The sequence below is a fragment of the Achromobacter sp. AONIH1 genome (assembly GCF_002902905.1).
Classification (GTDB): domain Bacteria; phylum Pseudomonadota; class Gammaproteobacteria; order Burkholderiales; family Burkholderiaceae_B; genus Achromobacter.
In genome coordinates this window covers 1,152,489-1,166,202 of record NZ_CP026124.1, presented here as the reverse complement: position 1 = coordinate 1,166,202, position 13,714 = coordinate 1,152,489, and the positions used below count along the sequence as shown (strand labels likewise).

The window sequence follows — 13,714 nt, the reverse complement described above, 5'->3', positions numbered from 1 at the left end:
AGGGCCGCGAATTCATCGCGGCCCTTGCCCGTACTACTCAAAAATCAACGCAGCAGCGCCTTACTTACGCACCTGCGCAATCAACCCATCCAGCTGCGCCAGCATCGTATCGATCTCCTCAGCCGTCACATTCAACGCCGGCATGAAGCGCAGCAGATTCCCACGCGGCGCATTCAACAGCAAGCCATTCGGCGACAACTTGCGCGCAGCCTCGACAATCGCCGGACCATCATCCCGATCCATCACCAGCGCGCGCAGTAGACCCATGCCGCGCTCACCCTGCATGCCGTACTTCGCCGACAGCGCCAGCAGTCCTTCCGACAGCTGCTTGGCACGCGCATTGACCGATTCCATGAAGCCCGGCGCGGCCAGCGCATCGAACACCGCGACACCAACAGCCGCCATCAACGGGTTGCCGTTATACGTACCGCCCTGGTCGCCATGCGAGAACACGCACACTTCCTGGCGCGCCAGCAGGGCGGCCAGCGGCACGCCGCCGCCGATGCCCTTGGCCAGCGTCATGATGTCCGGCACCACGTCCGATTGCTGGTAGGCGAACATCGTGCCGGTGCGGCCCATGCCGGTCTGCACTTCGTCGACGATGAAGAGCAGCTTGTGCTCGTCGGCCAGCTTGCGCAGGCCCTGCATGAATTCCTTGGTGGCGGGGATGACGCCGGCCTCGCCCTGCACCGGCTCCAGCATGATGGCGACGGTCTGGTCGTCGATCAGCTTGCGCACCGATTCCAGGTCGTTGATCTCGGCCTTGGGGAAGCCTTCGACCTGCGGGGCGAACATCTTGTCCCAGCCCGGCTTGCCCGACGCGGACATGGTCGCCAGCGTGCGGCCATGGAAGCCGTGGTTCATGGTGATGATCTTGTAGGCGCCCTTCTTGTTGACCTGGCCCCACTTGCGCGCCAGCTTGATGGCGCCTTCGTTGGCTTCGCCGCCGCTGTTGGCGAAGAAGACGCGGTCGAAGACCGACGCGCTGGTCAGGCGCGAGGCGAGCTCGATGGACGGCAGGTTGTAGAACGCCGGCGACGGGTTCATCAGCAGCTTGGACTGGTCCAGCAGGGCCTTCTGCATTTCCGGAGCGCTGTGGCCCAGGGTGTTGACGGCCCAGCCCTGGACGAAGTCCAGGTATCGCTTGCCCGCGTGATCCTCCAGCCAGGATCCCTGGCCTCGCACGAACACGAGGTCCGGGCGGGCGGTGATCTCCATGAGGGCGTTGACGTTGAACTGGCTGAATTCCATGGCGGTTCCTGCGGAATGAGGGTACAGGGTTGAAAGACGGGGAAACGCTAAAACGCGAATTTAGCACCGGCGGGGGGATGCTATCGTGACGCACCCCCTGCCGATCCGCCCCAGGCCGCCTCAAAAAGGCCGGCGACGCGGGCGCTCTATTTTATGCAACAGGCGCTACCCCGCGCGCAGACCTTCATCGCTTTTTACTGACCAATCATGAAACGTATTCTTTCCAGCCTCGCGGCTGGCCTGGCGCTGGCGGCCGCCGGCGCCCCGGCGCATGCCGAGTATCCCGACCGTCCCCTGCGCCTGATCGTGCCGTTCCCGCCGGGGCAGGCGACCGACATCTTCGCCCGCGCGCTGGCTGAAAAGCTGGGCGCGGCGGTGAAGCAGCCGGTGGTGGTTGAAAACAGGGCCGGAGCCGGCAGCAATATCGGCATGGAGCAGGCGGCGCGCTCGGCGCCCGACGGCTACACGCTCGTGATCGCGGGCAGCGCGGCGGCGGTGAACCAGACGCTGTACAAGACCGTGAACTACAAGCTGCCGGACGATTTCGCGCCGGTGTCGGGCGTGTTCTCGGTGCCGCTGATGTTCCTGGCCACGCCGGCCTCGGGCATCCACTCGCTCAAGCAGCTGGTGGAGCAGGCGCGCGCCAAGCCGGGCGACCTGGCCTATGCCAGCGCGGGCATCGGCGGCACGCAGCACCTGTCGGCCGAGATGTTCAAGGCGGCGGCCCAGATCGACATCCGCCACATCCCGTACAAGGGCAGCGGCCCGGCGCAGGCGGATTTCCTGGGGCACCAGGTGCCGCTGATGGTGGACTCGGTGACCGCCGGCCTGCCACATGTGCAGAACAAGAAGGCGGTGGCGCTGGCGGTGACGACGGCCAAGCGGCTGCCGCAGCTACCCGACGTGCCGACGGTGGCCGAGTCCGGCTATCCGGGTTTCGAGGCGATCGGCTGGGCGGCGGTGCAGGCGCCTCGCGGCACGCCGCCGGAGGTGACGAACTATCTGAGCCAGCAGATCGGCCGCGTGCTGGGCACGCCCGAGATGCAGAAGTTCTTCCGCGACCGCGGCGCCGAGCCGATGCCGATGACGCCCGAGGCGACCGGCAGCTTCATCAGCGGCGAAGTGAAGAAGTGGGGCGAGGCGGTGAAGCAGTCGGGCGCGCAGGTCGACTGAACGCTGGCATCGTCTTGCAAACGGGCCGTCGCCGCGTTGCGGGACGGCCCGTTGCTTTATGGCCTCGCCATGCTCAGTGCAGGGCGTTCACATCGGGCCTGCCCGGATCGCCAGGCCGGCGGGGCTGGTCCGGGTTGTGCGGTTGCCGGGGATCTCCCGGTTGCCCCGGCTGGCCAGGCTCGCCGGGCTGCCCCGGTTGGTTAGGCTTGCCGGGCACTTCCGGCGGCACGCGGCCCGGTTGATTGTCGTCCTGCCCGGGTTTGCCTGGCTGCTGCTGCTGACCGGGGGCTTGCTTGGCCGGCGCGTCGCCGGGCGGATGAGTCGTGTTCATGGTGGTCTCCTGAAAATTCGCGCAAGGCGATACAGATGAGGGGCACGCATAACGAGCGCAGGACCACGATAGAAGCAGCTCGTAACCGCGCACAGAGCTCGCGGGACGAATTTATCTAGTACTTTCTTCCTACCTCCGGGCCGCGCCGCGCGGCCCGCCTCGCGCATCAGGGAGACAGGATGAAGAAGACCGCCACGGCGTTCACGACGGAACGCCGCCATCTGCTGGAGATCATCGACGGCCTGATCGAGGGCATCATCCTGCTGGACAACAACCGGCATATCGCCTGGGCCAACGACACGGCGCTGGCCATGCACGGCGTGGCGGACCTGGCGGGGCTGGGCGGCACGGCGGCCGGCTATCGCAAGGCGTACACGCTGCGCTACCGCAACAACCGCAAGCTGGACGCGGCGCAATACCCGATGGATCGGGCGCTGGCGGGCGAGGCCTTCAAGGACATGGTGGTGGAAGTGTGCAGCCGGCGCGATCCGGATTTCCGCCGCATGCACCAGGTGCGCAACCTGGTGCTGAACGATGCGCAGGGCGCGGTGGAAGGCATGGTGCTGGTCCTGCTGGACGTGACCGAGCGCTACAGCGCGGAAGAACGATTCGAGCGCACCTTCAACGCCAATCCCGCGCCGGCGGTGATCTGCTCGCTGGCGGACCTGCGCTATGTGAAGGTCAACCAGGGCTTCCTGGAAATGACGGGTTACGCACGCCAGGACGTGCTGGACAAGACCGTGCGCGAACTCGACGTGCTGGGCGACACGCCGCAGCGCGAGGATGCGCTGCAACGGCTGGCCGAAGGCCGCACGATTCCGCAGACGGAGTCCTGCATCGCGGTGCAGGGCGGCAGCAAGCTGGTGGTGGTGGCGGGCCAGCCCATCGAGGTGGCCGAGCAGCCCTGCATGCTGTTCACCTTCAACGACCTGGAGCCGCGCCGCAAGGCCGAGACGGCGCTGCGCCACAGCGAACAGCGCTTCGCCACGGCGTTCCGGCTGGCGCCGGTGCCGATGACGCTTAGCACGGCGGAAGGCGAGCTGCTGGAGGTCAACGACGCCTTCGTCGCCACCACCGGCTACGACGCCGCGACGCTGTCGCGCGACGAGGACGCGCTGGCGCGGCTGTGGACCGATCCGCGCGCCTACGACCGCGCCATGGCCTCGCTGGAGCAGGGCGCCAGCGTGCGCAGCCTGGAAATGGCGCTGCGCACGCGCGAGGGCGCGCTGCTGGACTGCCTGCTGTCGGCCGCGCCGGTGAAGATCCAGGACCTGCCCTGCGTGCTGGGCGCGATCCAGGACATCACCGAGCGCAAGCGCAACGAACTGGAGCTGATGGAGGCCATCGAGACGGTGATGCAGGACACCTCCTGGTTCAGCCGCACCGTGATCGAGAAGCTGGCGCAGATCCGCGCGCCCGGCGCGCCGCAGTCGCAGGGCGAGCTGGCCGACCTGACGCGGCGCGAGCGCGAGATCCTGGGCCTGATCTGCGACGGCCACACCGACGCCGAGATCGCGGCCACGCTGCACCTGTCGCGCAACACGGTGCGCAATCATGTGGCGGCGCTGTACGGCAAGCTGGACGTGCACCGGCGCAGCGCCGCCATCATCTGGGCGCGCCAGCGCGGCATCGTGGGCTACGAGAAACCGCCGCGCAAGCGCGCGAGGAAGTAGGCGTGGCGCGGGCAGGCTGCTCGGGCGCCATCCATCAAACAAGTAGAAAAGTACCAGTCGATCTGGTGCGTGCGTTTCTTACGCGCGCGCGCCGCCATTCCTATATTGGGTTCGTCCGCGGCCACGGCCTGCAAGCCGCCCGGCGCGCGATTTCCCCGCAACTGGAACCCAAGGAGCAACCCCATGGACAACGACCGCATCAAAGGCGCCGCCAAGGAAGTGAAGGGCGCGATCAAGGAAACGGCCGGCAAGCTGACCGGCAACCGCCAGACGGAAATCGAAGGCAAGGCCGAGAAGGCCGTCGGCAAGGTGCAGCGCAATGTCGGCGAGGCCAAGGACAAGGTCCGCGACGCGCTGGACAAGAAGTAGGAAGGACGCGCGCCAGCCCGTTCTCGTTCTTCGCACTGACAGGAGTTCACCGATCATGAAGCACTACCGAAACGCCGCCCTGGGCCTGGCCCTGGCGCTGGGCGCCGCGCTGGCGCCGGTCCATGCGCAAGGCACCACCATGTCCCAGGACCAGATCGACGCGCGCTACGACGCCGCCAAAAAGCAATGCGACGCCCGCAGCGGCGACTCCAAGGATCTTTGCCTGAAACAGGCGCGCGCCGACAAGGACGTGGCCGAGGCGCAGGCCAAGGCCGGCAAGCAGAAGGCCGAGGCCAACCACGACGCGGCCAAGGCGCGCCAGGACGCGGACTACGACGTGGCCAAGAAGAAGTGCGCGGCCATGTCCGGCGACGCCAAGGACGCCTGCCTGGCCGAAGCCAAGACGCGTTACGGCAAGTAGGGCATCGGCAAATGAACACAACAAGGAGAACCGCAATGGCGCAACGGATCTGGATCGTGCTGGTCATGGCCGTGGCCGGCATGACGGCGGGCTGCAACACGGTCGAAGGTGCCGGCAAAGACATCGAACGTGGCGGGGAGAAGATCCAACAGCAGGCACGCTGATCGCCCCGTAGCACCCTGGCCTTGCCGCCGGCGCGCCTTGTGCGCGCCGGCGTTTTTTTCGGCGGCCGCGCCTGTCGCCGGGCATCCCCCGCGAATCCGCGCACGCGCGCACATCACGACACGCCCCGCGCGCCACGCCTGCCGGCTTCCCGCCATGGCGCGCCTGCGCCCGACCACTTTAAGAAAATTCCTACTCACAAGTCCGGCCCGCATCGCAAGAATGCAGCAATGAATACCCGAATGCCGGCAGGACCACGGATTTTCTCGCTCGACACAGAGACGCCGCACCCACTCATGGCGCCACTGCCCTCAAGTCCGCTCCTTCCAAGCGAACCGTAACTCGCGGGTTGCGGCATGCCCTGGTCGCGCCAGCGGCCACCCGCCCGCCCCCATCCCGGCCTCTCGTTTCAACGGCGCGCTGTCCGCTCGCGCATTTCGCGTTCCCGCCCGCTCGGCGGCATCCGCATGACCTCCTGATTGTCAGGCATTGCAAGGCGTCGGACCAGGCTGATTTCCTCGTGGCGCCGCAATCGCGAGACTCAAGCCAGGTGAGCAACGCGAAGCTTGTGGAGCGCCGCCCATTTCGCAACCAGGAGAATCCTCATGAAGCCCGGCAAACACCTGCTGCTCCCCGTCTTTTATTTGCTGGCCGCCAGCGCGGCGTGGGCGGACGATTGCAGCGTTGCGGGAAATGCGCTGTCCTGCGCGCCTGACGGAACCTACAACCCGGCGGACCATGGCGGCAAGGGCATGCAGGACTATGCATCCGTCTCGCTGGAAACCACGGCCGCCAACCGCCACGGCTACGCGCAGTACTCGGGCCAGGTCCAATTCAACGATCTCGCGGTCACCACGTCCGGCAGCAGCGCGGACGGCATCCGGCTCATGAACTGGGGCCCGACGGTCAGCTTCGACAATCTGACGGTCACCACCACGGGCCTGAGCGCGGACGGCATCAACCTGGGCCGGGACAATTCCGCGGGACGCGTCACGGTGAACAAGAAGGCGACCATCAACGTGGCCCAGGGCATGGGCGCCCGCGCCTCGTCCGCCGCGCCCGGCTATGGCGGCGGCGAGCACATCATCACGTTCAACGGAAGTTCCGAAATCCGCACGCAAGGCGATGGTTCCTTCAATGGCGGCCACGCGGTGTACGCGGGCGTGGACGCCGGCTGCGGCGCCGGGCTATTCCAGTGCAAGTCGATGGGCGCCGCCGAAGTGCGGCTGCTGGGCGGCGCGAACGATGTCCACCAGATCGCCACCACCGGAAACCAGGCGAACGCCGTCTACGCGGCGGGACGCGGCTTCATCCAGGCGGGCAACCTGGACATCGAAACCTCGGGCGCGGCCGCGCACGGCATCGCCGCGCGGCGGCTGCCGGGTCTTTACTACAACGGGCTCGCCGACATCGGCGGACAGGACTACGCAGGCAGCGTCGAGCTGACGGGAAACGTGTCGGTCCGTACTTCCGGCGCGGGCGCGTATGCGTTCTACGCGGACAGCTACAGCGCCGCCTCGGGGCAGGACTCGCAGGGAACTGTCGCCGCCATTCGCTCATACGACAGCGCGACGGGCCTGCCCGTCACCGACAAGGTCTACCGTGTGACGGGCGACATGCTCGCCACCCGCTCCGGCGTGATCGACCTGCGCATGGGCAATGCCAGCCGCTACACGGGCGCCACGACCATCACCGACAACGGCGTGCTGAACCTGGCCATCGCCGGCGGCGACAGCGTCTGGCGCATGACGCGGGACTCGAGCCTGAGCGCCGTGACGCTGTCATCCGGCGCCACGCTGGCGCTCGCCGACGCAGCCGCGCCCGTCAACGCGCTCACCCTGCGCGGCACGGTGCTGAACCAGGGCGGCCTGATTGACCTGGCGGGCGGGCGCGGCACGGCGGGCAACCGCCTGACCATCATCGGCGACTACGCCGGCCAGGCAGGCACGGTCTTGCTGCGCACCGTGTTGGGCGGCGATGATTCGCTCACCGACCGCCTCGTGATCGACGGCGGCGCGGCCACCGGCGACACGGGCCTGCTTATCCTCAATACAGGCGGCGCGGGCGCACAGACCCAGCAGGGCATACGCGTGGTGCAGGCCATCAACGGCGCGCGCACCGCCGCCGACGCCTTTCATCTGGACGCGGGATCCACGGGCTATCGCGCCGGCACCGGCACGCTGGCCGCCGGCGGATACGACTACAGCCTGGTGCGCGGCGGCAGCGGCGGCGTCGAGTCCGACTGGTATCTGACTTCACGGGCCACGCCGCAGCCGCCTGTACAGCCTCCCGTTCAACCGCCTGTACAGCCCCCCGTGCAACCGCCGGTCCAGCCTCCCACGCATACGGATCCGCCCGAGGCCGGCGACCGGAACGTGTCTCCCGAAAGCGGCGCGTATGCCGCCAACCAACGGGCCGGCATGACGCTGTTCTCGCACAGCCTGCACGATCGCCAGCCGGTGCCGGTCGACGCGAACGAGGCGGACCATCGACGCATGCTCTGGACCCGCGCGGTCGGTCGCCGCGATCACGGTCTGCGCATGGCCGAAGGCCGGGTTTCCATCGACAGCGACAGCTACGTGATGCAGATAGGCGGCGACCTGCTGCACGCGCAGGCGGGCCATGACGGCGCGGTCCGCGTCGGCCTGATGGCCGGCTACGGCGAAGCCCGCGCCGACTCCGTGTCCACGTTGATCCGTCCCGATGGCACGGTCCGCGCCCGGGCGCGCGGCAGGACGTCCGGCTACGCCGGCGGCCTGTATGGCACCTACCATGCCGAAGAAGCCAGCCGGCTGGGCGCCTATGCGGATGCCTGGATCCAGTTCGGCCGTTATGACAACCGGGTCGGCAGCGACCTGGGTACCGCCCGCTATGCATCGCGCGTCTGGTCCGCGTCGCTGGAAGGCGGCTACGCGGTCAAGCCGTTCGCGCCTGACAGCGCGCTGGCCAACCTGGTGATCGAGCCACACGCCCAGATCATCCACGCTCGCTACCGCGCCAACGACGCCACGTTGCAGGACACCCGCATGCGCAGCGGCCGCAACCGCGCGACGCTGCTGCGCGGCGGCGTGCGCCTGTACCCCGGGCTCGCGGCCGACAAGGATCGCGGCGCGATCCGCCCCTTTGTCGAGGCCAACTGGCTGCGCCGCGACGCGGCGCCGTCCGTCCGGATGGACGACAACACACTGGCCACCGCCGCGTCACGCAACGCGCTCGAACTCAAGCTGGGCATGGACGCCCAAGTGACCCGGCGCACGCAAGTGTCGGCCCAGCTCATCGGACAGTTCGGCGGCGGCGAGCGCGGCTATGGCGGCATGCTCAATCTTTCCCATGCCTGGTGACAGGCATCGCGGGCAGGCGCGCGGGCCGCGCCCTCAGCGCGAATACCCGCGCGCCGAAATCTCCCAGATATCCTCCACCACGCCGTCCCGGAACACCACCAGCCCGTCATGCAGGTTGAAGGTCGGATCGACGTGCGCCGGCACCAGCCGCAACACCGCGCCCAGCTCCGGCGCGCTAGCGCCCGGCTCGACACGCACCACGCTGTGCTCGTCGTTGATGGCGGTGCAGGTCAGGCCGGGCTCGCCGTAAACGGCGGGCGGGCCGCATTCGGCGGAGGCGGACTTCAGGCCGGCGTCGAGCACGGCGCGATCGGGCGCGGGCGTGCTCATCACGGTGGACAGCAGGAACAGGCTGTGCTGGAACGTCAGCGGTCCGCCCCATTCGTTGGCGCCGTAGTCGCCGTCCATGAAGGCGTAGGAACCGGCCTGCAGCTCGGTGTAGACGCCGCTGGCGGCATCGAACTCGACGCTGCCGGTGCCGCCGCCGGTGATGGTGTCGCAGGCGATGCCGCTTTCGCGCAGCAGCTGGGCATAGGACGCGGCGATGCGCGCGGCGTCGCGACAGATGCGGGCGCGTTCCTCGCGGCCGCGGGCGTGCTGGACCGAGCCGTGATAGGCCTGCAGGCCGGCGAAGTTGACGCCCGGCAGGTCGCGCGCCTGCTGCGCCAGGGCCAGCACGGTGGCCTCGTCGGACGCGCCGCAGCGGCCCTGGCCCACATCAATCTCGACCAGCACGTCGACCTCGACGCCGGCGCCGGCCATGGCCCGCGAGATCTGCGCCAGGTTGGCGGCGTTGTCGACGCAGACGCTGATGCGCGCGGCGCGCGCTAGCTGGGCCAGCAGCGCCAGCTTGGCCGGGCCCACCACCTCGTTGCTGATGTGGATGTCGCGCACGCCGGCGGCGACAAAGGGCAGGGCCTCGCTGACCTTCTGACAGCAGATGCCGCGTGCGCCCAGCGCCAGCTGGCGCAGCGCGACCTGGGGACACTTGTGGGCCTTGGCGTGAGGCCGCAGCGCCACGCCATGGCGGTCGGCCCAGGCCTGCATGGCGCGCAGATTGGCTTCGAAGGCCGCCAGGTCCAGCGCCAGGCTGGGCGTGTCGACGCGCGCCAGCGGATCGCCGGGCTGGGCGGCGGGAGGCAGCGCTATGCCGCGTATGACTTCCTGGGACATCGGGATGGCTCCGTTTTTTCGTTCGAACATTCAACAATCAGGCGGCTGACGACTGCGGGCGATGCGTGGGGAAAAGCGGCAGGGCGGCATGCCGGCGATACAGGCACGAACACGCGGCTCGTCATAACCAAAGCGCGCCTGTCCATAACCAAACCGCGAGCCTACCCCCAGGTAAACCATAGCCCCGCGGCCATTGGCGGGGCGGGGACAGCATGACAGAATTTCATCACAACAAACGCCCCCGCGCTTGCCTGTTCATCAGGCCTGACAAAAGGGGCTTTTCCGCTTCGGGCCACGGCGCGCGGCGGAAAGATATCAAGGGGAACGGACGGCCCGCGCGACGGAGATGACGCAAGGGCCCTGTGCCGACATGCCGCCCTCGGGCTCCGCCCCAAGGCGCAGCGCGGCATGCAGGCATCGTCCTTGCCGGCGGCGTGGCCACGGCAAGGCATACCGACTCAGAGCACACACAGAACCGGAGAAGCTCGCATGAAACTCAAGAAGTGGATCACCACCCTGACCCTCGCCGCGGCCGCCGTCGGCGTCGCCGGCGCCGCGCAGGCGCAACAGTTCTTCCGTATCGGCACCGGCGGCACCGCCGGCACCTACTACCCGGTAGGCGGCATCATCGCCAACGCGGTGTCGCAGCCGGGCAAGCTGATCGCCACGGCGGTCGCGTCCAATGGCTCGGTGGCCAACATCAACGGCATCCTGGGCGGCTCGTTCGAGGCCGGTTTCACGCAGTCGGACGTGGCGTTCTGGGCCTATAGCGGCACCGGCACCTTCGACGGCAAGCCCAAGGCCCAGGACCTGCGCCTGATCGCCACGCTATACCCGGAGAGCATCCACCTGGTGGCGCGCAAGGGCTCGGGCATCAAGAGCGTGGCCGACCTGAAGGGCAAGCGCGTGTCGATGGACGAGCCCGGCTCGGGCACGCTGGTCGACGTGCGCCTGATCCTGGGCGCCTACGGCATGACCGACAAGGACATCAAGGCCGAATACCTGAAGCCCAACCAGGCCGGCGACAAGCTCAAGGACGGCGGCCTGGACGCGTTCTTCTTCGTCGGCGGCGCGCCGGCCGGCGCCATCGCCGAGCTGGCCTCCAGCGGCGCGGGCATCGAGATCGTGTCGATGGTCGGCCCCGAGATCGACGCGCTGCGCGCCAAGCAGGAGTTCTTCACGCCCGACACCATCGCCGCCAACACCTACCAGAACGTGGGCGAGGTCAAGACCATTTCCGTCAACGCGCAGCTGGTGAGCTCGGCCAAGGTGCCGGAGGCCGTGGTCTATGAAGTGACCAAGGCGCTGTACAGCGACGCCACCCGCAAGACGCTGGACAACGGCCACGCCAAGGGCAAGCTGATCACGCGCGACAACGCGATCAAGGGCGCGGGCATTCCGTTCCATCCGGGCGCCGAGAAGTTCTACAAGGAAATCGGCCTGCTGAAATAGGCCACCCCCGAGGCGCCTGTGGCGCCTCCCCCTCAAGGGGGCCCGCTGGCGGACCGGCGGAGCCGGATCCGCTGCGGTGCGATCGGGGAGCGCCGGAGGCTTGCGTCGGGTATGCCGCGAGGCTCGATCGATTGGCTGCCCGCATAGGGCCCGGAGCTTGGCGCGCCAATGCAGGATCCGAAGCAGCAAACCAATAGGCAAGCCAGTAGGTACACATCAGCAAGCACACATGCTAGCCACGCGGGCATGTCCGGCGCGGTATGCGTCGCATGGGCAGGGCCGCCGCGAGCGGCCCTGTTTGTGGAATCACCCAGAGAAATACGGCTATGGAAATAGACCACGATAAAACCCAGCAGCTGGCGGAAAAGTACGATTCGGAAATCCGTTTCCGGCCGCTGGACAAGACCGCCACCTGGATCGTCTCCGGGCTGCTGGTGGCGCTATCCCTCTTTCACTACTACACCGCCGGCTTCGGGCTGTTGCGCGAGGCGACGCACCGCGGCGTGCACCTGGCCTTCGTGCTGAGCCTGATCTTCCTGGTGTTCGGCTTCTCGAAGTCGCACTACCAGCGCCAGCCCAAGTCCACCTGGTTCGCTCCCGGCGGCGTGCCGCTGTACGACTGGGCCATGGCGATCGCGCTGGCGCTGTCGGTGCTGTACATCCCCTACATCTTCGAGGACCTGGCGTTCCGCGTGGGCAATCCGCTGCCGGTGGATGTGCTGATGGGCTCGATCCTGCTGGTGGGCCTGCTGGAAGCCACGCGCCGCGCCATGGGCTGGCCGCTGCCCATCATCGCGCTGGTGTTCATGGCCTATGCCATGTTCGGGCCGTACTTCCCCGGCCTGCTCAAGCACGCGGGCAATACCTGGCCGCAGATTGTCAACCACATGTACCTGACCAGCCAGGGCGTGTACGGCGTGGCGGTGGGCGTGGTGGCGACCTACGTGTTCCACTTCGTGCTGTTCGGCGTGCTGGCCACGCGCATCGGCCTGGGCCAGCTGTTCCTGGACGTGGCCTCGACCATCGCCGGCCGCTACGCGGGCGGCCCGGCCAAGGTGTCGGTGTTCGGCTCGGCCATGTTCGGCATGCTGTCGGGCTCGTCGGTGGCCAACGCGGTCACGGTGGGCTCGCTGACCATCCCGGCCATGATCCGCATCGGCTATCCGAGGCACTTCGCCGCCGGCGTCGAGGCCGCCAGCAGCACGGGCGGGCAGATCACGCCGCCCATCATGGGCGCGGCCGCGTTCCTGATGATCGAGTTCCTGGGCATCCCGTACCAGCAGATCGCCATCGCCGGCATCTTCCCGGCCTTCCTGTACTTCTTCGGCATGTTCATGCAGGTCCACTTCGAGGCCAAGCGCGAAGGGCTGCGCGGGCTGACGAACGAGGAAATGCCCAAGCTGCGCGAGTCGTTCAAGAAGCGCTGGCCGACGCTGATCCCGCTGATCCTGCTAATCGGCGTGCTGGCCAGCGGCCGCACGCCGTACCTGGCGGCCTTCGCCGGCATCACGGGCTGCATCATCGTGGGCCTGCTCAATCCGTTCCAGCGCCTGCGCCTGCGCGACCTGTACGAGGCCTTCGAGACCGGCGCCAAGTACGCGCTGGCGGTGGGCGCGGCGGCGGGCACGGTGGGCATCGTGATCGGCGTGGTCACGCTGACGGGCGTGGGCTTCAAGATCTCGTACATCGTGATCTCGGCGGCGCAATCGCTGGCGGGCGGGGCCTCGGCCTTCATCCCGGAAGCGATCGCCAACATGCAGACGCTGACGCTGATCGCGGCGCTGATCATGACCGGTCTGGTCTGCATCCTGATGGGCTGCGGCATTCCCACCACGGCCAACTACCTGATCATGGTGGCGGTGGCCGCGCCCACGCTGGTGCAGCTGGGCGTGCAGCCCATCGCGGCGCACTTCTTCGTGTTCTATTTCGGCATCCTGGCGGACATCACGCCGCCGGTGGCGCTGGCGGCCTATGCGGCGGCGGGCATGGCGGGCAGCGATCCGTTCAAGACCGGCAATACGGCCTTCAGGCTGGGCATCACCAAGCTGATCGTGCCTTTCGTGTTCGTGTTCTCGCCGTCGCTGCTGATCTCGGTGCAGGGCTTCACCTGGTACGACTTCTTCGTGACCCTGGTCGGCTGCATGGTCGGCCTGGTGCTGCTGTCGGCGGCCTTCTCGCGCTACATGCTGGTCGGCATGAAAAGCTGGGAACGCTGGCTGTGCACGGTGGGCGCGCTGCTGACCATCATCCCCGGCCTGATGAGCGGACTGATCGGTCTGGCCATCTGCATCCCGGTGTTCATCCGGCAGCTGGCGGAACTGAAGCGGGAAAACGCGCTGCGGCCGGCTTGAACCTGGCCGGTGCTGGG

Annotated in this window: 11 protein-coding genes; 8 read left to right on the top strand and 3 right to left on the bottom strand. The window is 67.9% G+C overall.

The window, feature by feature from the left end; all coding sequences use genetic code 11:
* Positions 1-60: 60 nt before the first annotated feature.
* Positions 61-1,251 (bottom strand): acetylornithine transaminase, encoded by a 1,191-nt coding sequence (locus C2U31_RS05380; RefSeq protein ID WP_103271896.1) that lies wholly within the window; start codon positions 1,249-1,251, stop codon positions 61-63.
* A 207-nt stretch (positions 1,252-1,458) separates the two neighbouring features.
* Here C2U31_RS05380 and C2U31_RS05375 point away from each other — a divergent pair, with 207 nt between their 5' ends.
* The gene (locus C2U31_RS05375) at positions 1,459-2,424 is read left to right on the top strand and encodes a tripartite tricarboxylate transporter substrate binding protein (RefSeq protein WP_103271895.1); all 966 of its coding nucleotides are present in this window, start codon (positions 1,459-1,461) and stop codon (positions 2,422-2,424) included.
* A gap of 73 nt (positions 2,425-2,497) precedes the next feature.
* Here the strand turns inward: C2U31_RS05375 and C2U31_RS30455 are convergent, their stop codons facing one another.
* Positions 2,498-2,755 carry a hypothetical protein gene (locus C2U31_RS30455; protein WP_158658318.1) on the bottom strand — a complete coding sequence of 86 codons (258 nt, stop codon included), beginning with the start codon at positions 2,753-2,755 and terminating at the stop codon, positions 2,498-2,500.
* A gap of 179 nt (positions 2,756-2,934) precedes the next feature.
* On the opposite strand from C2U31_RS30455, the gene C2U31_RS05365 reads away from it, so the two are divergent.
* The 5 genes from C2U31_RS05365 (at position 2,935) to C2U31_RS05345 (ending at position 8,721) form a co-directional block, all read left to right on the top strand.
* Positions 2,935-4,428, top strand: a complete 1,494-nt coding sequence (locus tag C2U31_RS05365; protein WP_103271893.1) for a PAS domain S-box protein — start codon at positions 2,935-2,937, stop codon at positions 4,426-4,428.
* A 183-nt stretch (positions 4,429-4,611) separates the two neighbouring features.
* The gene (locus C2U31_RS05360; RefSeq protein WP_103271892.1) at positions 4,612-4,797 is read left to right on the top strand and encodes a CsbD family protein; all 186 of its coding nucleotides are present in this window, start codon (positions 4,612-4,614) and stop codon (positions 4,795-4,797) included.
* A gap of 55 nt (positions 4,798-4,852) precedes the next feature.
* On the top strand, positions 4,853-5,218 hold the full coding sequence (locus C2U31_RS05355) for a hypothetical protein (RefSeq protein ID WP_103271891.1): 366 nt from the start codon (positions 4,853-4,855) through the stop codon (positions 5,216-5,218).
* Positions 5,219-5,283: 65 nt separating this feature from the next.
* Positions 5,284-5,382 carry an entericidin A/B family lipoprotein gene (locus tag C2U31_RS05350; protein ID WP_369869779.1) on the top strand — a complete coding sequence of 33 codons (99 nt, stop codon included), beginning with the start codon at positions 5,284-5,286 and terminating at the stop codon, positions 5,380-5,382.
* 603 nt (positions 5,383-5,985) lie between these two features.
* Positions 5,986-8,721 (top strand): autotransporter outer membrane beta-barrel domain-containing protein, encoded by a 2,736-nt coding sequence (locus C2U31_RS05345; RefSeq protein WP_103271889.1) that lies wholly within the window; start codon positions 5,986-5,988, stop codon positions 8,719-8,721.
* A 33-nt stretch (positions 8,722-8,754) separates the two neighbouring features.
* Here the strand turns inward: C2U31_RS05345 and C2U31_RS05340 are convergent, their stop codons facing one another.
* Positions 8,755-9,894, bottom strand: a complete 1,140-nt coding sequence (locus C2U31_RS05340) for a DSD1 family PLP-dependent enzyme (protein WP_103271888.1) — start codon at positions 9,892-9,894, stop codon at positions 8,755-8,757.
* 489 nt (positions 9,895-10,383) lie between these two features.
* On the opposite strand from C2U31_RS05340, the gene C2U31_RS05335 reads away from it, so the two are divergent.
* Positions 10,384-11,346, top strand: coding sequence for a TAXI family TRAP transporter solute-binding subunit (locus C2U31_RS05335; RefSeq protein WP_103271887.1), 963 nt, complete (start codon positions 10,384-10,386; stop codon positions 11,344-11,346).
* A gap of 326 nt (positions 11,347-11,672) precedes the next feature.
* Complete coding sequence (locus C2U31_RS05330; protein ID WP_103271886.1) at positions 11,673-13,697, top strand: TRAP transporter permease; 2,025 nt, start codon at positions 11,673-11,675, stop codon at positions 13,695-13,697.
* The last annotated feature ends 17 nt before the right edge of the window (positions 13,698-13,714 follow it).